Annotated in this window: 21 protein-coding genes; 16 read left to right on the plus strand and 5 right to left on the minus strand. The window is 43.4% G+C overall.

The genetic code is table 11. The features are described 5' to 3' along the window. Positions 1 to 15: 15 nt before the first annotated feature. The 6 genes from D4T97_RS00305 to yidC all read left to right on the plus strand — a co-directional run bounded on the left by D4T97_RS00305 (position 16) and on the right by yidC (position 5,395). Entirely contained in the window at positions 16 to 624 is a 609-nt protein-coding gene (locus D4T97_RS00305; RefSeq protein WP_126046551.1) for a nitroreductase family protein, read from the plus strand. A 687-nt stretch (positions 625 to 1,311) separates the two neighbouring features. Beyond that, on the plus strand, positions 1,312 to 2,283 hold the full coding sequence (locus D4T97_RS00310; RefSeq protein WP_164525406.1) for a DMT family transporter: 972 nt from the start codon (positions 1,312 to 1,314) through the stop codon (positions 2,281 to 2,283). Positions 2,284 to 2,689: 406 nt separating this feature from the next. Next, positions 2,690 to 3,232 (plus strand): biotin transporter BioY, encoded by a 543-nt coding sequence (locus D4T97_RS00315; protein ID WP_126046555.1) that lies wholly within the window; start codon positions 2,690 to 2,692, stop codon positions 3,230 to 3,232. A 14-nt stretch (positions 3,233 to 3,246) separates the two neighbouring features. After that, positions 3,247 to 4,257, plus strand: a complete 1,011-nt coding sequence (gene bioB, locus D4T97_RS00320; protein ID WP_126047965.1) for a biotin synthase BioB — start codon at positions 3,247 to 3,249, stop codon at positions 4,255 to 4,257. Positions 4,258 to 4,335: 78 nt separating this feature from the next. Then, positions 4,336 to 4,608, plus strand: coding sequence for a hypothetical protein (locus D4T97_RS00325; protein ID WP_126046557.1), 273 nt, complete (start codon positions 4,336 to 4,338; stop codon positions 4,606 to 4,608). Between the two features lie 28 nt (positions 4,609 to 4,636). Next, positions 4,637 to 5,395: a membrane protein insertase YidC gene (yidC, locus tag D4T97_RS00330; RefSeq protein WP_408021578.1), complete on the plus strand. Its 759-nt coding sequence runs from the start codon at positions 4,637 to 4,639 to the stop codon at positions 5,393 to 5,395. 64 nt (positions 5,396 to 5,459) lie between these two features. On the opposite strand, the gene gdhA is transcribed toward yidC, so the two are convergent. Then, positions 5,460 to 6,836: an NADP-specific glutamate dehydrogenase gene (gdhA, locus tag D4T97_RS00335; RefSeq protein WP_408021586.1), complete on the minus strand. Its 1,377-nt coding sequence runs from the start codon at positions 6,834 to 6,836 to the stop codon at positions 5,460 to 5,462. A 505-nt stretch (positions 6,837 to 7,341) separates the two neighbouring features. Between gdhA and D4T97_RS00340 the strand changes: the two genes are divergently transcribed. The 4 genes from D4T97_RS00340 (at position 7,342) to D4T97_RS00355 (ending at position 10,764) form a co-directional block, all read left to right on the plus strand. After that, positions 7,342 to 8,244, plus strand: a complete 903-nt coding sequence (locus D4T97_RS00340; RefSeq protein WP_126046561.1) for a LysR family transcriptional regulator — start codon at positions 7,342 to 7,344, stop codon at positions 8,242 to 8,244. A 125-nt stretch (positions 8,245 to 8,369) separates the two neighbouring features. Further along, positions 8,370 to 9,056: a phosphoribosylaminoimidazolesuccinocarboxamide synthase gene (locus D4T97_RS00345; RefSeq protein ID WP_126046563.1), complete on the plus strand. Its 687-nt coding sequence runs from the start codon at positions 8,370 to 8,372 to the stop codon at positions 9,054 to 9,056. A gap of 446 nt (positions 9,057 to 9,502) precedes the next feature. Further along, positions 9,503 to 9,961, plus strand: a complete 459-nt coding sequence (locus tag D4T97_RS00350) for a nucleoside deaminase (protein WP_126046565.1) — start codon at positions 9,503 to 9,505, stop codon at positions 9,959 to 9,961. 20 nt (positions 9,962 to 9,981) lie between these two features. After that, the gene (locus tag D4T97_RS00355; protein WP_126046567.1) at positions 9,982 to 10,764 is read left to right on the plus strand and encodes a cobalamin-binding protein; all 783 of its coding nucleotides are present in this window, start codon (positions 9,982 to 9,984) and stop codon (positions 10,762 to 10,764) included. On the opposite strand, the gene D4T97_RS00360 is transcribed toward D4T97_RS00355, so the two are convergent. Beyond that, positions 10,746 to 11,912 carry an MFS transporter gene (locus D4T97_RS00360; RefSeq protein WP_164525407.1) on the minus strand — a complete coding sequence of 389 codons (1,167 nt, stop codon included), beginning with the start codon at positions 11,910 to 11,912 and terminating at the stop codon, positions 10,746 to 10,748. The two genes, D4T97_RS00355 and D4T97_RS00360, sit on opposite strands and share 19 nt — an antisense overlap. 151 nt (positions 11,913 to 12,063) lie before the next feature. Here D4T97_RS00360 and D4T97_RS00365 point away from each other — a divergent pair, with 151 nt between their 5' ends. From D4T97_RS00365 to D4T97_RS00375, 3 genes are read left to right on the plus strand one after another with little or no spacing between them, the layout of a single operon-like run. Then, positions 12,064 to 13,101 carry a SepM family pheromone-processing serine protease gene (locus D4T97_RS00365; protein ID WP_126047969.1) on the plus strand — a complete coding sequence of 346 codons (1,038 nt, stop codon included), beginning with the start codon at positions 12,064 to 12,066 and terminating at the stop codon, positions 13,099 to 13,101. Between the two features lie 12 nt (positions 13,102 to 13,113). Continuing rightward, entirely contained in the window at positions 13,114 to 14,019 is a 906-nt protein-coding gene (locus D4T97_RS00370) for a DUF1002 domain-containing protein (protein WP_126046571.1), read from the plus strand. A 30-nt stretch (positions 14,020 to 14,049) separates the two neighbouring features. Then, the gene (locus D4T97_RS00375) at positions 14,050 to 15,432 is read left to right on the plus strand and encodes a leucyl aminopeptidase family protein (protein ID WP_235872112.1); all 1,383 of its coding nucleotides are present in this window, start codon (positions 14,050 to 14,052) and stop codon (positions 15,430 to 15,432) included. Positions 15,433 to 15,554: 122 nt separating this feature from the next. On the opposite strand, the gene D4T97_RS00380 is transcribed toward D4T97_RS00375, so the two are convergent. Together D4T97_RS00380 and D4T97_RS00385 are read right to left on the minus strand one after the other, a co-directional pair. Then, positions 15,555 to 16,574, minus strand: coding sequence for a DUF1646 family protein (locus D4T97_RS00380; protein ID WP_126047971.1), 1,020 nt, complete (start codon positions 16,572 to 16,574; stop codon positions 15,555 to 15,557). Between the two features lie 400 nt (positions 16,575 to 16,974). Next, complete coding sequence (locus D4T97_RS00385) at positions 16,975 to 18,360, minus strand: M28 family peptidase (RefSeq protein WP_206435513.1); 1,386 nt, start codon at positions 18,358 to 18,360, stop codon at positions 16,975 to 16,977. 185 nt (positions 18,361 to 18,545) lie between these two features. Here D4T97_RS00385 and D4T97_RS00390 point away from each other — a divergent pair, with 185 nt between their 5' ends. Further along, positions 18,546 to 19,100: a hypothetical protein gene (locus D4T97_RS00390; RefSeq protein WP_235872113.1), complete on the plus strand. Its 555-nt coding sequence runs from the start codon at positions 18,546 to 18,548 to the stop codon at positions 19,098 to 19,100. Between the two features lie 215 nt (positions 19,101 to 19,315). Here the strand turns inward: D4T97_RS00390 and D4T97_RS00395 are convergent, their stop codons facing one another. Further along, positions 19,316 to 20,911, minus strand: a complete 1,596-nt coding sequence (locus D4T97_RS00395) for an acetolactate synthase large subunit (protein ID WP_126046574.1) — start codon at positions 20,909 to 20,911, stop codon at positions 19,316 to 19,318. Between the two features lie 196 nt (positions 20,912 to 21,107). Between D4T97_RS00395 and D4T97_RS00400 the strand changes: the two genes are divergently transcribed. Together D4T97_RS00400 and D4T97_RS00405 are read left to right on the plus strand one after the other, a co-directional pair. After that, on the plus strand, positions 21,108 to 22,034 hold the full coding sequence (locus tag D4T97_RS00400) for a S66 peptidase family protein (protein ID WP_235872114.1): 927 nt from the start codon (positions 21,108 to 21,110) through the stop codon (positions 22,032 to 22,034). 96 nt (positions 22,035 to 22,130) lie between these two features. Then, complete coding sequence (locus D4T97_RS00405) at positions 22,131 to 23,714, plus strand: bifunctional metallophosphatase/5'-nucleotidase (protein WP_126046576.1); 1,584 nt, start codon at positions 22,131 to 22,133, stop codon at positions 23,712 to 23,714. Positions 23,715 to 23,819: the final 105 nt, after the last annotated feature.

The following is a 23,819-nucleotide window of genomic DNA, read 5'->3' on the forward strand; positions in this document are numbered from 1 at the left end:
AAGGAGTAATTCAACATGATCAAGACAGAGCAGGGCTTTTATGCTGCGGTTAAGGAAAGACGTTCAATTTATGGAATTAACAAAGAATCACCGATTTCAAATGAAAAGATTGAAGAATTGATTGAGCATGCTATCAAGCACGCGCCATCTGCTTTTAACTCACAAAGTGCCAGAGTTGTGCTTCTTCTAGGGGAAAACCACGACAAGCTTTGGAATATTACTGAAGCTGTATTAAGAGAGATGGTACCGGAAGATCAATTTGAGCCAACTGCTCAAAAAATGGCAAGTTTCCGCAATGGATATGGAACGGTCTTATTTTTCGAAGATAAAAAAGTTGTGGAAGGGCTGCAAGAGCAATTTCCGACCTATGCAGATAAGTTCCCGGATTACGCGCTGCAATCATCCGGAATGCTTCAATACATCGTTTGGACAGCATTGGAGCTTGAAGGCTTCGGAGCAACTTTGCAGCATTACCAGCCATTGATTGACGAAGCTGTACAAGAAATCTGGGGTGTCCCGGAAAGCTGGACATTGCTGGCTCAAATGCCATTTGGCAAGCCAACTGCTGCTCCAGGGGAAAAACAGTTCCAAAGCATGGATGAAAGGTTTAAGGTCTTTAAATAAAATCCTTGGTCGCCTCGGATTGGCAACCTAGTCATAGCCGAACATAAAAAGAAAGAACATCCGTGATGTTTTTTGCACAAGTGTTAAATAAGGGATAGGTGAGCATACTGAATGTGCTCTACCTATCCTTATTCGTATCTTCATGTCCGATTTTATCACCACAACAAAATATTGCCGAACCAATATATTTATTCAACTAAAGCAACTGTAGCTGAATAAAAGGATAAATATCAGCCTTCAATTTGAGTTACAGTAACCAAACCTATTCGTTTCCTCTCCAGGTTCTTTCTAGATCCAGGCCCCAGGCGTTCTGTCTCACATTGTAAAACCGTCTAGCGATTCTTTTGAACTTTGCACACTCTTTGAGGAATCCTTCTTTTTGAAGTAGTTCCGGACCTGACATCTTCATAAAAATTCCTTCTGTAAGAGCTTCAGAAGTTGAACAAACATTTAGCCTTAAGATTACTTTTCCTCAGGACGAATAAACACTATTCCTACAAGACAAATTAACTATACAGTGTCAGCTGGAAACGAGAAGGGATAAGCACTGAAACGCACTAACGGGATAGTTTACAATGGGCACGCTCAATCCTTTTCCAACTCTCACCAACAATAAATCTAAAGTTTATATCGCGTATGGATCATTTGATTGTTGAGCGAAATGACTTTTGGAAAGAGGTAAAGTTAATGAATGTAAAAAGCACCAGAAAAGCTGGAAAGGGTGTAGGCCTAGGGGCTACTTCAGCTGTCGCGTGGGGAATAGATACTGTGATAATTGGCGTAATAATTGCCAGTACGCCTTTTAAACAGGCTACTGTCCTGGCTCCCATTATAGCTGCTTTCATGCATGACTTTTTCTCCTCCTTATGGATCTCCTTTCTTATGATTGTAAAAGGTGAATATATTAACGTATTAAAGTTGATAAAAACAAAGAGCGGAGCGATTTTAGCTCTAGGAGCATTGTCTGGTGGACCTTTAGCAATGACTTTTTATTTTCTCGGCATCCAATATGCAGGAGTGACATATACGGCAAGCATTGCTTCTATATTCCCTGGGATTGGTGCTCTGCTTGCTTTCTTTTTTTTGAAGGAAAAAATGTACGGAAGAACTTGGTTCGGCGTAATTCTAAATATCATCGGGGTGATTATATTAGCATATGTGCCATCGAAGTTTAACGTCGAAAGTAGCTTTATCATCGGAATCTTGTTTGCATTAGGGGCAGCCATATTTTGGGGACTGGAGGGGGTGATAGGTGCTTGGGGGATGAAAGGAAAAGAGGACGTTCCTCCTGTTCCTCTTTATGCCGTTAACATTAGGCAGATGACCTCCGCACTTTTTTATGGGATATTAATTGTACCATTTATTCATGGATATCCTTTAGTATTTCAAGCAGCGTCATCTAAAATCGTTTGGATAATCGTTATAGCGGGTTTATTAGGGGCAGCCAATTATTCTTTATACTACATGTCCATTGATTTAATCGGTGCTGCCAGGGGTCAATCGCTTAACAATACGTACGTTTTTTGGGCGATTGTAATCGAGATTATATTTATAGGCACCCCTATCAACGTACAATTTGTTATAGGTACGGTAATTGTACTTTTAGGCTCCGTCCTCGTTTCAGGAAACCCCAAAAAAGTTAAAGAGTCAAAGACCTGATTAATACGGTTTGGCTCTTAGTAAAAAGCAGCCCCATAAAAAGTAGTATTTGTACTTCAAAATTACTATTCAACGGTGTTCCTTTATGCTTGCTGTGGAATATTTTTCGGAATATCTTTTAACCGTTTTTTGGATGGAGAAAAATCAATTTGTTAAGTAAAGATACAGCATAATAAAAAAACATTATCTTCGGCCAGTGCTTTTTTTACATAGAAAAAAGCAAAAGCCTCTGGCTTATTATGCTCCTCCCTTATTGCTATAAATGTACCTTTATTGTTAACCTTGTTTTAAATTAAGTTGACAATGGGGTTTGCCATCCATTATTCTCTTAATATACTAAACAATAGAGGTGAACAAAGTGGGTAGTGAAGTAATAAAAACAAAAAGCCGATTAAAAACTTTGGATATGATTTATATTAGTCTATTTTCTGCACTTATGATGATCGGCGCCAATATAACTTCCTTTGTCCCATTTATGGTCATAGGGGGAGTTCCCATTACGCTGCAGGCTTTCTTTGCTGTGCTTGCAGGAGCATTTCTAGGCAGCCGTCTTGGTGCGATTTCCATGGCGGTCTATGCATTTATCGGGCTTGCAGGAGCACCGGTGTTTGCTCGTTTCCATGGGGGTATTGGGCAATTGTTCAGTCCAACATTCGGATTTATTATTGCATTCATTTTTACTGCGTATATTACAGGAAAGATTATTGAAAAAAACAGCAGGGCCTATTCGTATGTAATTGCTGCCTTGATTGGAACGGCTTTCAGCTATTTATTCGGAACGAACTGGATGTATGCAGCCTATAAACTATGGGCGGCCGCACCAGATGCTTTTTCATATAAGGTGGCATGGATTTGGATGATGGTTCCGTTACCAAAAGATATATTGTTGGCTATTCTGGCAGGATTGTTTGCCCACCGGATGCAGGGAGTAATAAAGAGGCAAAGGTGAAGGGAGAAGGAAAAATGAATCTATTTGATGTGATTGCAGAAGCTTCCCTTGCGGGAAGAGAGTTGACAGATGAGCAGGCCATGGCTGTGCTTGATTGCCCGGATGATGAGCTGTTGTCTCTTTTGAATGCAGTGTACAAGGTGAGAAGGCATTTTTACGGAAACAAAGTGAAATTGAATATGATCATTAATACCAAATCGGGCTTGTGTCCGGAAAACTGCGGCTACTGTGCCCAGTCGATTGTTTCCAAGGCACCGATTGAAAAGTATTCCATGATGAAAAAAGAGGAAATTGTTGCAGGTGCAACCCGTGCGGCCGAGTTGAATGCAGGCACTTATTGCATTGTGGCAAGCGGCAGGGGACCCGCGAACCGTGAGCTGGATATTGTAGTTGATGCAGTAAAAGAAATTAAAGATAAGCATGAAGGAATGACTGTTTGTGCATGTCTTGGAATCTTAAAACCCGATCAGGCAGAGCGTTTGAAGGAAGCGGGGGTAGACCGATACAATCACAATATCAACACATCAAGCAGTCACCATGAAAACATTACAACCTCACATACATATGACGATCGGGTCAATACAGTGGAAGCGGCAAAGGAGTCAGGCATCTCACCCTGCTCCGGCGTCATTATTGGAATGAAAGAATCGAAGGAAGATGTCATAGATATGGCGCGCAGTTTGAAGGTATTGGATGCGGACTCCATTCCGGTGAACTTCCTGCATGCAGTGGACGGCACTCCGCTTGAAGGGACCGACGAGCTGAATCCGCGTTATTGCTTGAAAGTGCTTTGTCTCTTCCGTTTCATCAATCCGACAAAGGAAATCCGAATTTCAGGCGGAAGGGAAGTCAATCTTCGAAGTTTGCAGCCGCTCGGGTTGTATCCGGCCAATTCCATTTTCATCGGCGATTATTTGACAACGGAAGGGCAAGAGGGGTCAAGGGACTGGAAAATGCTTGAAGATATGGGCTTTGAAGTGGATAGGGAACCATTAAACAGGGAAATAGCAAAAGCTTTGACGTAGACTGGGCAATTTTGCCCGGTTTTTCTTTTTGGCTTTTTTCAGTATACTGTAATTAACGACAGAAATTGGGTGTTCAATATGATTGAACTAATTTTACAAGACTCTTTTGCGGAATGGGTTATTCCGCTGACGCTCGTTATTATGTGGATTTTCAGTTTGGTGATTATTTCATTATGCCATCCTGTAAGAGCACAAAAGCAATATCACTATTCAAGTAAAGATTATCTTTTCAATATACCTATTGTTTCAGACGGATTAGCACCGGGTATTGGTCTGCTGCTTATTAAAACGGTCAGGAGGAAAGTCTGTCCTGACGATACCGAAGGGCATGTGCATCTTCTATTTAAATAAAAAAATTTAAATAGAAGGGTGAATGCACTTGAGAAAATTAATTCTTTTATTGATGCTTGCCATGACCGCTACTATGCTTGGGGGCTGCTCTGGTGTAACAAATCAGACGGGATTTTTTTATGACTCATTCGTTCGGCCGTTTGCCTGGCTCATCCATGAGATTGGAACTGTTCTCGGCGGAAACTTCGGCTTGGCACTGATTATAATAACGTTGCTGATACGTTTAATCTTGATGCCGTTTATGCTGAAGACATACAAAAATCAGCAGCTAATGAAAGTGAAAATGGATAAGCTGAAGCCGGAAATGGAAGAAATTCAAAAACGTTCCAAACAGGTAAAAACAAAGGAAGAACAGCAGAAGGTTCAAATGGAAATGATGGAGCTCTATAAAAAACACGAAGTGAATCCATTGAATATGGGCTGTCTGCCAATGCTTATTCAGATGCCAATATTAATGGGACTGTATTATGCAATCCGCAGTTCAACGGAAATAGCTTCACATACGTTTCTGTGGTTCAATCTGGGGCACTCGGATTTGTTCATGACGATTATTGCCGGCCTTGTTTATCTTGTTCAGGCGCAGGTTTCCCTTTCGACAGTGCCGGAAGCACAGAAAAACCAAATGAGGTTATTTTCATTCATATCTCCGTTCATGATTGTCTTTATTTCATTGAATGCTCCTGCAGCTTTGCCGTTGTATTGGGCAGTCGGCGGAATTTTCCTCATCATCCAAACTTGGATTGGGCGGAAATACTATAAGCAGCATCCGGAAAAAGCAGAGGGGTAAATAGGGGACCCTGATCAAGGGAGAATAAAAAGCGGTTCGATCAAAATGTGATCGAACCGCTTTTTTAGATAACTCCCTGAACAATCATCGCGTCTGCCACTTTTGTAAATCCAGCGATATTCGCACCGGCAACGAGGTTGCCGCTCTCGCCGTATTCTTCTGCAGCCTCCACGCTGTTTCGATAAATATCCACCATGATTTTCTTAAGTTCAGCATCGACTTTCTCAAGTGACCAAGCAATACGGGAGCTGTTTTGTGCCATTTCAAGTGCTGAAACGGCAACACCACCAGCATTGGATGCTTTCCCTGGAGCATAGAGAATGTCGTTTTTAAGGAAAACTTCTGCCGCATCATGTGTTGTTGGCATGTTTGCACCTTCACCAACAGCTTTTACGCCGTTGGCCACAAGTGTTTTGGCAGCTTTTTTATTAAGCTCATTTTGAGTCGCGCAAGGAAGTGCGATATCACATGGAATCGTCCAGATGCCTTCGCTGCCCTCGATATATTTGGCATGAGGGTGTTCGTTGACATATTCGGAAATTCTGCTTCTTTCGACTTCCTTCAAGTGTTTCAACGTATCAAGGCAAATACCTTTTTCGTCATAGATATAGCCATTGGAATCACTGCAGGCTACAACTTTGGCGCCATAGGCTTGCGCTTTTTCAATAGCATATATGGATACATTCCCTGATCCGGAAATAACAACTGTGCTTCCGTCAAAGCTTAGTCCTTTGTCTTTCAACATTTCATGAACAAAATAAACGAGTCCGTATCCTGTTGCTTCCGTTCTTCCAAGACTGCCGCCATAGCCAATGCCTTTACCGGTAAGGACACCCGCGTCGTAATGTCCAGCGACTCTTCTGTATTGACCGAACAGGTAGCCGATTTCCCTTGCTCCAACGCCAATGTCGCCGGCAGGAACATCAATGCCGGAGCCGATGTATTTGCTCAACTCAGTCATGAAGCTTTGCGTAAATCTCATGACTTCTCCGTCTGATTTTCCTTTTGGATCAAAGTCAGATCCACCTTTACCTCCGCCAATCGCTTGGCCTGTCAATGCATTTTTAAAAATCTGTTCAAAACCCAAAAACTTGATGATGCTCGCATTAACGGAAGGATGAAATCTAAGTCCGCCCTTGAATGGTCCAAGCGTTCCATTGAATTGCACGCGAAATCCACGGTTAACTCTTACTTTCCCTTTGTCATCCACCCAAGGTACCCGAAATGAAATCATGCGTTCCGGTTCTACGATTCTTTCTAGTATGCCGTTTTCCATATACTTTGGATTTTTCACTAATACGGGAAGAAGAGAGTGGAAGATTTCCTGGACAGCCTGGAGGAACTCAGGTTCGTGCGCATTGCGTTCTTTTACTGTATCGTACACACTTTCGATATATTTTTTGGCTGTTTGCAATTTATGAGCTTCCATTTCCATAATCATTGCCATTTACAATCACTCCCATTCACCAGTATTTTTGTTTATTTTTCAAAAAAATTCCACGTCCTAAACTTGGTACAATTCATTTTATACTTTACAATTAATCTATAGCAATACGGATATGAGATAGTTTTAATGCCTTTTTGATATGAATCATTAGAAAAGCCAAGGTGCGCACCCCTTAAGCGACAATTTGTTGGAGGAACTCCTCAGCCATTACGACAAAGTAGCTGACTTTCAACATCATGTGAATCCTCTCTGAGAATACTTTATCCTGCTTTGCGATGAGGCAAACATGCGCTTCCTTAAATATGCTTAGCCGCAGGAGCACATCCATCTGGAACTGTTAATGTCAGGCAGCCTCAAAGCGCCAGGTCCTGTCGCTTCGCTTGCACTAGGACACCTGTCCGTCGGCAGGCTCAGGCAGCGACGTCCTGTCGCTTCGCTTGCACTAGGACATCCTGTCCGTCGGAGCTAACCAAACATTAAATAGAAGGGAATCAGGTTAATGGAATTAAGGCAAATCCAGTATTTTATCGAAGTCGCCCATAGAGAACATATGACGGAAGCAGCGGAAGCTCTGCACGTTGCCCAGTCGGCTGTCAGCAGGCAGATCGTCAATCTGGAAGCGGAGCTGGGAGTTGATCTATTTATCAGGGAAGGCCGGAATATCCGTCTTACCTACGTCGGTAAAATGCTCTTAGAAAAGATGGAAACTGCCATGGACTTGATTTACGAAGCAAAAAGGGAAATTGAAGAACAGCTGGATCCGGAGCGTGGGACTGTCCGAATCGGCTTTCCCAGCAGTCTTGCCGCGTCCCTGCTGCCAACGGTCATTTCGGCTTTCCGAAAAGAACATCCGACCGTCAATATTCAGCTTCACCAGGATTCTTACCGGCATTTGGTGGAACAGGTCGTCCTGGGCGATATTGATTTGGCTCTGCTCGGCCCGGTCCCTAAAAATGATACAAGGGTTAAGAGCGAAATCTTATTTGTGGAGAATCTGGTAGCTTTGTTATATGCAAAACATCCGCTTGCTTCAAGAGAGAATCTACAACTGGATGAACTGCGAAATGATCCGTTCATTTTATCCCCTAAGGGATATATACTGCAGAATATCGTTGAAAATGCTTGTCGGCATTATGGATTCGAACCACAGGTATCTTTTGAAGGGAAAGATATTGATGCGATCAAGGGCCTTGTAGCGGCAGGTCTTGGAGTTACCTTACTACCGGAAATCACTCTTGTAGACAGCCTGCCGCGGACAACTGTCAAGGTGCCGCTTGCCGAGCAGAATGTGACCCGGACTGTAGGGATGATCATTCCGAAAAACCGGAAACTGATGCCGACGGAACTTCTTTTTCACAAGTTCTTGAAAGAGTTTTTCCATACGTTGAGCGGCTATCAGTAAAGATCTGAAAGTCATATATATTACCATTCAAACCAGAGATTACGCCTTGGATTTCTTATGATGGATTAGCGTCAGATTGTGATATGATATGAATACAACGAAATTAACTGATGGGGGAAAGCCGCATGAAAAAGGTTTATGAAGGTAAAACGAAAACCGTATTTGAATTGGAAGATGGAAACTACTTATTGAAATTCAAAGATGACGTTACCGGAGAAAACGGTGTGTTTGACCCAGGAGCGAATACTGTCGGTTTAACAATTGAAGGGGCAGGGCAGACTGGGCTTCGTTTAACTAAGTATTTCTTTGAAATCTTAGGAGAGAAGGGAATTCCAACCCATTACGTTGATGCAAATATTGAAGAGGCGACAATGACTGTTAAGCCGGCGGAGATGTTCGGAAATGGCCTCGAAGTGATCTGCCGTTATCGCGCGGTAGGAAGTTTCCTTCGCAGATACGGAATGTATGCAGAAGAGGGCCAGGAGTTGGATGGATTCGTTGAAGTGACATTGAAGGATGACGTCCGCCAGGATCCACCGATCAGTGAAGATGCATTGGCTATGCTCGGTATTTTAAGCCATGATGAATATAAAAGATTGAAGGAATTAACAAGGGAAATCGGAGCGGTTGTAAAAGACGAGCTTCAGAAAAAGGGAATCGATCTTTATGATATAAAGTTGGAGTTCGGCAGAGCCGGTGACAACAATGAAATCACCCTGATCGATGAAATTTCCGGTGGGAATATGAGGGCATACAAAAACGGTGAATATATCGAGCCTTTGAAGCTCGGTGAATTGGTTCTTAGCGAATAGAGTTTGTTTAATAAGACTGTTGATTTTCGTTACAGGCGCACGCTTTCCGCGGGCGGTCGGTGAGCTTCCTCGTCAAATCGGTCCGCTTTGGGGAAAAGCCGTTCTTCGTGACAGTATTACCTGCGGGGTCTCACCTAGACACGCTTTTTCCCTTGTCTGGCTGGGGGCTCCAAGCGTCTGTTGATGCTAGACGTCACCTTCCGCCTTTTTAGCAGGAGTCGTCACCTTCCGTTACAATGCAATGAACTCGATAAAAACAGTGAAAAGTGTACAAATCCTAAATGTAAAGCATTTTAATGCATATTTTTAGAAGCATCTGGACACTTTCCATTCATCAAGAACGCTCCAGTTTAGGCGTTACTAATGGTTGCGGTTGCCCACGCTTTTTATTTTCCCAAATTGTTATTATCAGATTTAAGTCTGTATATAAATAAGGAGGAGAAAAGTTGGATCAATTTATGAAAAGAGCAGTAGAGTTGGCAAATGATTCGGTAAAGGAAGGCGGTCAGCCGTTCGGGGCTGTTCTTGTCAAGGACGGAGAGATTATTTCGGAGGGCATCAATGAATTGCACCTGAAATATGATATAAGCGGCCATGCTGAATTGATTGCCATTCGGAAGGCTCAAGAGGAGCTGCAAACGCTGGATTTAAGCGGCTATACGATGTACGCGAGCGGGGAACCCTGCCCGATGTGCATGACGGCCATTTATTTTTCCGGAATAGACAAGGTTTACTACTGTGGAACTGTCGAAGATGCCAAAGCCGCTGGACTCGGCAAATCGGTCTATGTGTATGACCAGCTGGCGTTGCCGCGAGAAAAGCGGGATGTAAACATGCTACATATGCCGTTGACGCAGGGCATGTCTAATCCGATGGAAAACTGGAAAGAAAAAATAGAGAAGTAAGCCTGAAGGGAGTTACAGGCATGCGGATTGTTTCTTTGTGTCCCAGCAATACGGAGGTTATCGGATATTTGGGGAAGGAAGACCTGCTGGTTGCTGTAGACGATTATTCCAATTGGCCGGAAAGTATAAAAGATCTGCCAAGAGTGGGGCCGGATTTGACCATCGATATGGATAAAGTCGAATCAATGCAGCCTGATCTTGTCATAGCTTCTCTCAGTGTCCCGGGGATGGAGAAAAATATTTATGAACTCAGCAAGCGAAACATTCCCCATATTGTTCTGAACCCCAATTCCCTGGAGGAAATTGCAGTTGATATAGAAACAGTGGGAAAGTCGCTTGGCTGTCCGGAATTGGGAAAAGAAAGATCTGCCCATTTCAAGGAAGAGATTCAGCGATGCCGGCTAGCGGCCAAAGACAGAACAGGGGACTTCTCAATTTACTGGGAGTGGTGGCCCAAGCCAGTCTTTACACCGGGTGGTGCAAATTGGCTAACTGAAATCAGTCAACTTGCAGGAGGCACGAATATTTTTGCAACTGAGCCACAGGCGAACGTCCAAACGGATTGGGAGGAAGTCGCGAAAAGGAATCCGGACCATATTTGTATGGTCTGGGTAGGTATTGAAGAAGAGAAAGTCAGGCCGCAGGCTTTGAAAAAACGGCCTGGATGGGAAAAGATCAAGGCTGTCCAAAGCAATCAAGTGCATGTTCTCGGCGACTCCCTTTATTGCAGGCCGTCGCCGAGGCTTTTGTTGGGGCTTGAAAAGCTCATACTAACATTGTCGGGTCAATCTCCTGTGCGGTAGACATTCTTTGCCGCGGGATGGGGATTGACCCATTTTAATTGAATAAAAGGAATGACAGCCAGCCCGGCCGCCAATAGCGGTGCAGCAAGTAGAAGCCCGGAATGGACAATGGCTCCGCCAAGCAATGCTCCCAAGCCAATTCCTAAGTTTAAGGCAGACATATTCAAGCTTAAAGCCAACTCTCCAGCCCTTGGGTCAACATTGATTAAAGCTGCCTGAAGGGCCGGATTTGTTGACCACATGACGAAATTCCAAATAAATACAATAGCGGCGAAAAAGAGAAGGACTGAAAGGCTCGCTTTCAGCAAAAGCATGCTCCCGATAAATAAAATACAGGCTGCGGTCAATGTTTTTTTCGAACCCGCCCAATCTGTTATGCCGCCTCCTGCACCTGCACCTACTGTACCTGCCACTCCGGCAACAAGTAAAATAAAACTGACAGCCTCCAAAGAATACCCAGCGCCTGTCATGAATGGGCTGATATAAGAATAAACAATATAATGGGCAGCTAGCAAAAGAGTTGTGATCACAAGTAAGTTGGTTACTTCCCGATTTTTTATCAGCCTGGTAATCGAATGACTTTCTGATGTACCTTCAGATTTGATGGAAGGGAAGACGAGAAATATCAATAAAAAACATATGACAGAACCCAAGACAATCATCCAAAATGCAGATCGCCATCCCAAAGAAATACCGATGAAAGTGCCTAGCGGAACTCCAAAAACATTGGCGGCACTAAACCCCATATAGACAAGCCCCAATATTTTCCCCTGGCTTCCCGGATCGGCCATCCTGGCAGCTGTTGACATAGTTACGACAATAAAGGCAGCGGCGGATAACGCGGTGAGCGGTCTGACAATGGCAAGCATCAGAAACGAAACGCTCAAAGCTGACAAAAGATTCCCTATGATGAACATGAAAAGTGAAACCAATAATACTCTTTTGCGTTCATATTTGGCAGTCATTCCTGCGAGAAGCGGTGCGCCGATCGCAAATGAAACGGCATATATTGTAATCAGCTGCCCGACGAGTGATTCTTTTGTATGTAAGTCTACAGCAATCAATTCTAATATTCCTGTTATGATCAGTTCTGCTGTTCCAACAACAAAGGTACCCATGATAAAAATAATTAATAATCCTTTTTTCATTTTTTCAACCACTTTCTGTAAAACACTCATTTATATACATAGACAATGATGGCATTTCAAAAGTACAATAGCAATAATGGATGGGAATATTTAAGCATTTCACCCAAATATTAATTTAAAGGGTGCAAAAGAAAGGAATCGGACATAAGTGATGAGACATTACGTTCAGATGACAAGAAAAAAAAGAATACTTATCGTTCTATGCTTAATATTCGCTGTCACATTATTTATCCCCACCCCTTATTATTTATTCCAGCCGGGGTCTGTGGAGGAATTGAGCTCAAAGGTAACAGTCGAAGCAGGTGAGAAAACCGAACAGGGGCATTTATATTTGACCACTGTCCTGTCTGTCAAGGCAAGTAATATTTATTATTTGGCATACGGCCTTCTTGCTCCGCATACAGATATTCAGCGCTCACATGTTGTAAAAGGGGACATGTCTGAAAAGGAATATAATCGCTGGCTCACTTACTTGATGAAATCCTCTCAGGAGAATGCCATCACTGCCGGGTTGAAAGCGGCAGGTGAAAAGGTGGAAATCATCCCCGAAGGAATGATTGTGAGAAATTTTAGCAAAACATCAAAAGCAAAAGGAATTATTGAAGCAGGGGATATCATCTTTGAAGTGGACGGCAGAAGCGTCGTAACAACTGAGGAGCTGCTTGGATATTTTAAAGAAAAAAAAGCCGGGGACTCGGTACGTGTCGTATTCACCCGTGATGGGGAAAAGAAAGAGGAGCAGGTCGAACTGATTCCACTGCCGGGAAAAAAATCACAACCAGGCATCGGTATTGGTCTTGAGGAATATGTGGAAGTGAAGTCCGACAAGAAAGTCAATATTCAGGCGGGAGATATAGGCGGACCGTCCGCCGGCCTTATGTTCTCACTTGAAATCTATAGACAGCTGGCAGGCGAGGATGTGACCAAAGGATATGAGATTGCCGGAACAGGTACAATCGACAAGGATGGCAATGTAGGTCAGATCGGCGGCATCGCTGAAAAAATCGCAGCCGTTGACAAAGCTGGAATGGATATATTCTTTTGCCCGAAGGACATTCATCCAGATGATACAAACGAAAAGGAAGTAAAAGCGGAAGTTGAAAAATATGGATATGACGTTAAAATAGTACCGGTTAAAACATTGGAGGAAGCAGTGAATTATTTAGACAAGCTTCCTCCAAAGCCATAGGAGGCAATCAACATGTTAAAGCGTACAGGCAAATTATTTTTGGCAGGTATTTTAAGTATTGGTTTTTTATTTTATGGACAGGGAAAAGCTTCGGCAGAAACTGATGATGTCATTAATGAAAAGCTTGGTGTGCCGATTGTGGTTTATGGTGAAACACTGACAGCGGAGCAGAAAGAGGAAACCAGAAAGCTTCTTAAGGTGGATAATCCGCAGAACGTCGATGAGATAACAGTCACTGCCCAAGATTTGGCCCGTTTAATCAATGGGAATCCAAATTCCCGAATGTTTTCATCTGCTAAAATCACATTAAAAGAGAAGGGGAACGGACTCGTAGTAACGATTGTCACTCCGGGAAACATTACTGAAGTAACAAATCAAATGTATGCAAATGCTCTTTTGACAGCCGGGGTGGAAAATGCGAACGTCGATGTGGCATCGCCTGTGAAAGTGACAGGACATTCAGCTCTTGTCGGAATCTATAAGGCTTATGAGAGCAAAGGGGAAGTCCTGGATAAAGATCGCATGGAGGTTGCCAATGAGGAGTTGGAATTGGCAACAGAGCTTGCGGATAAAGAAGGCATGAGCGATGAAAAGGTGACCGAGCTTTTGACAGAGATTAAGAAAATGATTGCGGAACAAAATCCTGCAACGAGGGAAGACGTAGAACAAATCGTTCAAGAGCAATTGAACAAAATGAACATTGAGCTTAGCGAGCAGGACCGCCAGCTCCTGATAGACCTTCTTGATAAAATGAGATCTTTGGATATTGACTTTGGCCAAGTAAAACAACAGCTTGAGGATATTTCCAAGGATATTAAAGGAAAGCTGGAAAAAGTTGTTGGCGATGAAGGATTCTGGGACAGTGTATCGAACTTTTTTCAAAAGCTGATTGATTCCATCCGTGATTTATTCAAATAATGATAGTTTGATAAGGGGGAGTGGATAAGTATGAAGGCGGAAATTTTATTCCTTGCCAGCAAAGAGATTCAAAGGGCAACCGATATAGCGGAATATGTTGAAAGCGGCAGTTCCCGCTTCAATCCAGTATGGATTGATGGGAAGTTTTATGTAGTCATCAAGCCACTGGAAGAAAAGAAGGAGACTTATGAAGAGGTCCGTCATTTGGCGGGAGGGATTGCAAGGGATTTGAGTTCCCGGAAAGTGGATGCGGCCTCTTTGAATGTTGATGAACTGGCAAAGGGTGTTCCTGGACTTGAAAAGGGAGAAGCAGTACAGGCTTTTGTGGAAGGCTGGCATCTTGGTTCCTATCAATTTTTTACATATAAGTCTAATAAAACACCGTTTCAAACCAAACTTGGATTGGAAGGTTCCAAGGATCTTGAATCATTCATTCGGGAAGGGGAGATAAGGGTGCAGGCTGTATCATTTTCGAGAGATCTGATGAATGAAGTGCCGAATGTGCTCAACCCCGAGACATTTCCTGAGGTGTTAAAGGAAGCATTTGAGAGTGAAAATGTGGAAGTGAACATATACAGGAAACAGCAATTGGAAGAATTGGAGATGCATGGGGTATTGGCTGTCAATCGAGGAAGCAAATATGACCCTGCATTTGTCGAGATGGTTTATCGCGGAGATGAGAGTAAACCGCTCATTGCACTTGTTGGAAAAGGCGTTACGTTCGATACGGGTGGCATCAGCTTGAAAAGCGGCCGCAATATCAGTGATATGCGGATGGATATGGGAGGAGCGGCGGCTGTCGCAGGAGCGATGAAGCTTTTGGCTCTATCGGGAGCGAAAGTGAATGTCACAGCCCTCATTCCTATGGTGGAAAATATGCCCGACAATTCTTCGTTGCTTCCTTCCGAGGTTATCCGGTATAAAAATGGACTGACTGTTCAAGTGGGAAATACCGATGCAGAAGGGCGTCTCATTTTGGCGGACGGCATTATCCGAGCCGGAGATTTGGGAGCAGAATATATCATTGATATCGCTACGCTTACAGGAGCTGTCGTCAATGCGCTTGGTTCAAAAGTAGCCGGCGTTTTCGGTAATGAAGAAATAGCTGTACAATTGAAGCGGATTGGCGAAAGCAATGGCGACCGTGTTTGGCCGCTTCCGCTGGTCGATGATTATGATCGTTACCTGGACAGTGATTACGCAGACTTGTGCAATATCAGTTCAAAAGGTGAAGCTGGAGCAATTACTGCTGCACTATTCCTTCGGCGTTTTGTACCTGAGACGGCAAACTGGCTGCATGTTGATATGGCTGGCGTAATGGAGAGCAGTGGTGCATCCGGGTACTATCCAAAATCCGCGACAGGGTTCGGAGCAAGGCTGCTGGCGGATTTCGCAGTGGAAATTTCTAAATAAGAAGGCTCTGCTATCCCTATTGTTGTTTTTAATAAGTTTAGTTGATTTAGAAGAAATCAACAGAATTGATTAATAGCGCAAAAAAACTCCTGGGAACATATTCCCAGGAGTTTTCCTTGTTTTTAAACGTAGAAAATAAGAATTACGATAAAGTATACAACCATCGCAATCAAACCCACAGGAACACCAAAACGTGCCCACTCGCGGCTTGTAATATTTAATTTTCCCGCAGCAATAATGTTCGGGATGTTTCCTGGAATGAGCATTCCACCACTGATCAAGAGCCCAAGTAAAATAGAGATAAGAGTCGGATCACTCATTTGAGGGCTGATTTCAGCTGCAGCCAATGTCGCATTATCCAGGATGGCCGAAATCATGTTGATCCAGTACAGGACTTGCGGACTGAGTCCAAGCAAATATTTTTCAATAAACGGCTCGAAACCTGCACCAAGTAATGTAAGACCCATAACGAATAGATAAACTTTAAATGCACGGATTAAAATCTCAGGATAGCTTTCTGCTTCCAGGCTTGTTGTAAGTCCTTCATCGCTTCTTTTTGGATTAACGATGATAGCAGCAAGAATACCAAATAAAACGACTGCTGGAATGACATCCGGACCGATTAGCTCAAGCAAGTAGAAGAAGTCTTCGTTCAACTTACTCACGGCAATTGTTGATAAAGGCTCGCCAATCGGAGTCAAAGCTGCACCTAATCCGATAGAGAAACACGCTAGGATAACTAGGCGGATTTCTGCTTGTCTATCAAGGCGCAATACGCTTACAATCACTACTAAAACAATAGCAGCAATGATAGCTGTAATGATACTTGAAACTAAACCGAGAACGATTACAACGAGAGCGATAAACAGACGAGACGGAATGGCTTTGCTCATTCCAAGAATCCCTTTTTCAATGGATGCTTGGAACCACTTGAACAAAAGACCGGCAATAAGGACCGCTAGCGTGATATGTATAGGATCCACCAACGCTTTGGTAAAAAGTTCTCCGTTCAACACATGGCTGATCCAAGCTGCTAGAATACCCATGACAAATAAAAAGGCTTCCAAATTCTTTTCTACAATACCTACAGTAAACGGCAAGAATAAAACTAGAATTAATATAATAGTTAAACCAAGAATCATAACCCCATATCCTTTTCTATATAATTTCAACATTTTCTATTATATATGAAAGCGGATAAAGAAGAAAGTAGTACAATTTTACAATCAAAATTATTAATAATAAGGCTTATAGGGAACTTTTATTGCCAGTTTGAAAGTTTGGAAGCAAGGCATGCAAAAGTAAATCAGGCCAAGAAAAACGATTTGTTTTCCTGGCCTGATGGTTTTTTTATAAGCTCTTTTTATGCAAAAGTCGCCCTCCGCTTTTCTTACTGTCCAGCTCCAGCGCCTATCGACTAGTGTGCTTCCTTCAACTCGTTTACGATAAGTCGAGAACGAAAGACTATCGTCTTTCGACTCTCCTTTATCTCACTCGTTTCAGTCCAGCACATACGTCGATGGGCAGGCGCTTCCGCTTTTCTTACTGCAATCCACCAACCATTTTCTCATAGTCAACTGGTTTAGGTGCTACTTTTGATCTTTCAAGCGCCGGTGTATCGGGGCGTGCAACTTGATAGACTGCCGCACCTACGATTTCCGCTGTTTCCTGAAGTTTTTCCTTGCTGATCTTATCAAGTGAATCCTCAGGCGTATGGTACCAAGGTTCTACCGGATTGTGGATGAACAAGGCTGCTGGAATGCCGGCATAGTGGAACGGTACATGATCGCTTCGGCTCTCCTGACCGTAAGTTAACGGTGTGCCGGTCCTTACTCCAGCTGCTGCCGATAGATCGGTGACTGTGTTCTTCTGGCCGTCAACTGTGAACATGACAAGCTCCCCAGCGTCGCGGCTTCCAACCATATCCATTTGCCACATGCCGACAATTCTATCAATCTCACCTTGGGAGAGGGAATCGACATACTCGTATGAGCCGATTAGTCCAAGCTCCTCCGCACCAAATGTAACAAAGCGGATTTCTGTGTCAGTAGGCATGTTTGCCATTACTCTAGCCAATTCTAGAGTGGCCGAGACTCCGGAAGCATCGTCATTTGCACCAGGCGCTCCTGGAACAGAATCATGGTGTGCTCCGACAACGATAATTTGGTCAGTTGCCTTATTCTTTTGAGTCGGCTTCTTAACAGCAATGACATTATGGGATGTTTCTTCTACGACTTGGCCTCCAGTAATGCTGACAGTTGCGGAAACGGTCTGACCGCCAGCCAGAGCGGCTGCCAATCTTTGTCCATCAGCTTGGGAGATGGCGGCGGCCGGTACGTAGTCATCACTAGGTTCGCCTAATGTTCCATTGATTCCACCTGGAGCATTATTGTAGATGATTACTGCAGATGCTCCTGCTTCTGCGGCGTTTAGTACTTTTTCAGCAAAGGAAAAATCCCCGCGTTGTATTAGAGCTATCTTTCCTGTAACGTCTTTTCCTTCGAAGTCAGAAGGTGCTCCCAATCCCACATGTACCAGATTGGCAGTAACGTTTCCGTTCGGGGTGTATGTAAATCCGGAAGATGATAGAGTTTGACCATCTGCAGAGACTGATACCTTTGGAGCATAATAATTTTCAAATGTGAATGGCTGAATTTCTGTTTCATAACCATAGGAAGAGAACTCTGCTTCAATATACTTGACGGCATTCCACTCCGCTTCTGTTCCGGCAACCCGTGGTTCTGCGGATAGAAGGGCGATGTGATTATACATATTGTCGGCGCTTATCTTTTTGATAATTTTATTATCAAAAGCTTTTTGAGCTTGCGGCGGGGGTGCGTTTGTATCCTTGGCATAGGCAGCAGGAACCCCAACTGCTAAACTGGCGGCAATCAATAGTGCTGCGAACGGTTTTTTTCTTACTACCACTATGAATCAATCCTCCCAAATAATTTAATATATTACTATATCAATTATAGCAACTATTCCAATAATTCAGGAAGCGAAGATGGACCTATTATTAAATCGGGACTTTTAGATTGGAAAAGGAGGGGAATTAACAAAAAAAGGAGGTCATATAATCATTTAAACATATAAAAGGAGGTCGGTATTCATTGCGAAACCGGCTTTTTAATGATGCAAGCATGTTGCATGAAAAATGTAAGAAATTTTCTTACACGCACCGGATAGTCCTTGTGGCAATTTTCAGCGGATTGGCAGCGGTCTTTCAATCGGCGGGCGCATTACTTCCGGGAATAGGGTATTTCATCAGTCCGCTGACAACCGCTCCAATCATTTTTTGCGGCATACTTTCGGCCCGCCTTGGTTTTCTATCCTACTTGCTTACAAATCTTTTACTACTATTTTCACAACCAAGTGAACTGATTATCTTTCCTTTCACCACAGGGCTTTTGGGTCTTGCTATCGGTATTGGTTTCCTGGTTTGCAAAAAACAGATCACTCTCAACATAACTGCCTGTTCTGTATTGACAATAGGAATAATGACTGTCTTATATGGGTTTAAATTCCCGCTGCTGGGACCAGTGGCATCAACAACACCTATACTGTCTACAATTGCGGGCATTTTACTGTTTTCAGCTGTTTACGGCTGGATATGGGTGCAAGCAAGCAGGGTTCTGTTAAAAAGGATTAATAGAATCATTGCTTAAAAAATTTCCAGCTCACTGTTACGCCGGAGCCCCTGACAAGCATTTCCAACTGTATATATGTAATATTGATCGACGTATTCAAACCCTTAGTAAAATTTCTATCTTATAACCGGGCAGCAAAGCGATATCTTTTGGAGTTGTTTTTCTACTCACCTTTTAATCCTCTCGAATAATCATCTTTTTAATGATTATTCGAGAGGGACTTTTAATAATACTTAAGATTGAGGCATTGGCATATCAAATAAAATTAGTTCTCTTGATGAAATAGCCGCTTGAAACATTTTCTCAAATTCCTCTAAACTCTGTGGTCTAAGCCCTTTAATACCGAAGCTTTCGGCGAGAAGGACAAAATCAGGATTTTCGAATGAAACCCCGACGCTTTTTCCGAGCTTTTTTTTCATCATTTGCTGTTCAAGCTTCAATACCCCATCGTTCAATACGATGATGACGATGGGCACGCCGATTCTTTTGGCGGTCTCCAACTCCGATAATGTCATTAATGCACCGCCGTCGCCTGTAATGCAGATTACAGGATCGTTCGGACGGGCAAGTCTGGCACCAATTGAACCGGGGATGGCAATCCCCATGGAAGCGAGTCCGTTTGAAATGATCAGGTTGCCGGGGCGTTTTGGTTGATATGTCCGTGCGATAGCCAGTTTGTGAGCACCTACGTCAGAGAGAACAACAGCGTTTTCTGGTGAAAGCATTTCTATTACATGGAGTATATTTTCAACTGACAATGGCCGGCTTGTTGTATCGTAAAAATCTAAACCGATTTGATATGTTTGCTCAATCTTTGGCTTCAGATTCCCAGAAGGAGACCAACTTTTGACCAAATCGTCAGAAGCATTCAGCATTGGAAGCGTCTGATTCAAATGGCCAATGATTTCAACAGCCACTGGATAATACTCGTCCGGATCCGGTGGCTGCGAGTCTATATGTAAGATGGGGGTTTTCATGCGATTCCATTCCTTAGGAAGTTTTTCAATTGTATCAAATCCGATGACAACCAATAGATCTGCCTCATCAATTCCTGATAAGACCAAATCATTTTCATTGAACCCAAACGTAAAATAATTATTGGGAGCTTCTTTTGGAATCACACCTTTTGCCATAAAGGAGTGAGTGACAGGCGCCTGAAGCTTTGAAATGAAATCATTCGCTTCCTGGCAGGCATTCTGCCTAATCACTTTATCGCCAATAATCACAAACGGCCTTTGGCTTTGATTTAAACATGAAATCGCAAGCTGGATGGTTTGGGGGGCAGGCATAACATGCTGTTTCTCAGGGATTGGCAAAACCTTTGGAGGCACCGCTTCGATTGCAAGGTTTTCAGGAAATTCGAGGAAAACGGCTCCAGGTTTTTCTTCACCTGCAGTTATGAATGCTTTGCGAACGATTTCAGGTATGGTGTCAGCATCTTTGATTTGGACCGACCATTTTGTAGCAGGCCTCATAACAGCGGTCATTTCGATAAACTGATGAGAATGCTTATGCTGCCTATCAAGTCCGGCCTGCCCTGTAATGGCGACAACAGGTAAACCGTCAAGTGTAGCCGTTGCCAAGCCAGTTAACAGGTTCCCCGCGCCGGGACCCAAAGTTGCCGTGCAAACTCCAGGGCTTTTTGTAAGCTTCCCGTAGACGGTTGCCATAAAAGCAGCCCCTTGTTCATGGCGGACTGGAATATACTTTATTTTATCTGAACGGGAAATCGACTCAACCAGATCAAGCGTCTCTTTACCGACAATTCCAAAGACATATTCGACACCTTCATTTTCCAAACACTGCACCAACACATCTGTTGCTTTCATATTTATCCTCCAGTGAAAAAAATATGTATTCTTGATAGCTTTCTACAATAGGCATACGAATATGACTGTTTTTAATGGATCTCTGTCGAAGATTTTAATAAGGAAAGACCTTTTTGTTATTTCCCCGGCAATAATCGACAAATTATTTCCTCGGGAATAATCGACACTTGGGAATACATCAATAGGGGTGAGACAGTTGGAAATACAAAAGACAAAGGGGCTCAAGCCCAATGATACTGTCGGACTGATGGCACCCGCAGGGCCTGTCAATCACGAGAAATTGAATAAAGCTGTCACGGCACTACAGGAGTTCGGCTTTCATGTAAAAGTCGGAAGGACGTGCCATTTGGAGTATAGAGGCTACCTGGCGGGAACGCCTGATAAACGTGCGGCAGAATTAAATGCTATGTTCTCTGATCAAGAAATAGCGGCCATCTTTTGTTTGAGGGGAGGGTATGGTTCTCCGCAAATTTTGCCGCTTCTTGACCCGCAGTTGATAAAAAATAATCCGAAATTATTTGTCGGCTATAGTGACATTACCGCGTTGCATATCTACTTACAGCAAGAATGCGGGCTTCCTACGATCCATGGACCGATGCCTGCTTCGGATTTGATTGATGCCGCTCCATTTACAAAGGCAGGGGTTCTACAGTTATTAATCAACTCTTCTCTAACTGGTGCGGTCATGAATCCGCCGGGAGAAAAGCTGGAATGCATGATTCCCGGAAGCGCAAGCGGGATATTGACAGGAGGAAACTTGAGCTTAATCACTGCATTGATGGGTACCCCATATGAAATAGACACCAAAGGAAAAATTTTATTTCTGGAAGAAATAAATGAGGAACCTTATAAATTGGACAGAATGATGACCCAGCTTGCAATGGGCGGTAAATTTGCAGATGCAGAGGGGGTTGTACTCGGTTCTTGGTCAGGCTGCCAATCGGATTTCAACGAGGATATCAAGGAGATATTCAACGAAATCCTTGCTCCAATTGGGAAGCCTGTCCTATACAATTTAAGAGCGGGCCATTGCAGCCCGATGGTGTCTTTGCCGTTCGGGGCATTCGTGAAAATTGATACGGATAGAAGTGAGCTAATCATTAAAGAAGGAATCATACAATAGGCAGAGTTCTTGCTAAGCGAGATTTTCCATTATAAGATAATGAATAATTTAATAATTTACACTAATATATTGACAGATTAGGAGCAGGCATTAGCAATGACGACAACAAACTTGGTGATTTTGCAGACAGGAGACGTTCATGGAAACATCTTTCCAATCAACTATGGAACAAATGAATATGCTGACGTTGGGCTCGGAAAAGTTTCGACCCTCGTTAAAAGGGTGCGGAAAAACAATGACAAAGTCCTATTAATTGATAATGGCGATTTAATCCAGGGAACACCGCTGACGTATCACTATGTCCATTCAGATGATAATAAACGTCTACCTAACCCTATGGTGGCTGTCTTGAATGAAATGCAATATGATGCCGGGGTTTTCGGAAACCACGAATTTAATTACGGTTTGGGCAACCTGAAAGCAGCCGTTAAACAGTCGAAGTACCCATGGCTGTCGGCTAATATTTTGAATGCCGCCGATCAAGCCCCTTATTTTGGCCAGCCATACAAAATGAAGACATTTGCCGATGGGTTGAGGGTGGCAGTATTAGGATTGACAACCCCATACATACCGTACTGGGAAAAGCCGGAGAACATTATTGGAATTGAATTTGCCGACCCTGTTAAAACAGCCCAAAAATGGGTGCCGTTTTTAAAAGAAAAGGAGCATGCCGACATTATTGTTGTTTCCTACCATGGCGGCTTTGAACGGGATTTGGATACTGGAGAGCCGATTGAAAAGATAACAAGGGAAAATCAGGGCTATCGGCTATGCATGGAGGTGCCAGGTATTGATGTGCTATTAACAGGCCATCAGCACCGGCAAATTTATGGAAAAGAATTAAACGGCGTTATTGTCCTGCAGTCGGGAAGTTCAGGCTCCTATCTTGGAAAGGCTGTTTTGACGCTTGAAAAAGAAGGCGGACAATGGAAGGCCGTGAGCAAACAATCCGAGCTTATATCTGTAAAAGGAGTGCCTGAAGACCAGGCGCTACTTGATAAATTAAAAATCTATGAGAATAATACCCAAGCGTGGCTAGATCAGCCAATCGGAAAAATAGACGGGGATATGCTAGTGGAAGATGCCATGAATGTAAGGTTAAAGGACAATGCCCTGATCGAATTTATCAACAAGGTGCAAATGGATGCAGCCGGCGTGGATATTTCTACTACAGCCCTGTTTGACAATGAGTCGCCGGGATTCCCCAAGAACGTAACGATGCGTGATGTTGTGTCAAATTATATTTACCCGAACACTTTGAAGGTCGTGCGTATTTCCGGACAAGACATGCAAGAGGCACTGGAGCGTTCCGCCTCATATTTCATGCAATACACCGGCAAGGAAATAAAAGTGAATCCGACTTTTACTACACCGAAGCCGCAGCACTACAATTACGACATGTGGGAAGGAATCGACTATGTCATCAATATCTCCAATCCGGAAGGGGAGAGGGTCGTCAAACTCGAATATAAGGGCGCCCCTGTCCAGGCGGACCAATCATTCGATGTGGTTATGAGCAATTACCGGGCAGGAGGCGGCGGACAATACTTCATGTACCAGGGCAAGCCCGTCATAAAAGAAATACAAATTGATATGGCCGAGCTGATTGCCGACTATTTCCGCAGGGAAAAAACAGTGAAGGCAACCGTGAATGACAACTGGAAAGTTATTTATGATTAGTTTTTATGAAAAAGATGGGTGAAGTGTTGTATGAATATTCGTTTTGAAGTGATTTTGTGCAGATCCAGATCCGGCGCTTAGCGACTATCAAACTTCGCCTGCCCC

The sequence above is a fragment of the Siminovitchia acidinfaciens genome (assembly GCF_003605385.1).
Taxonomy (GTDB): Bacteria; Bacillota; Bacilli; order Bacillales; family Bacillaceae_C; genus Siminovitchia; species Siminovitchia acidinfaciens.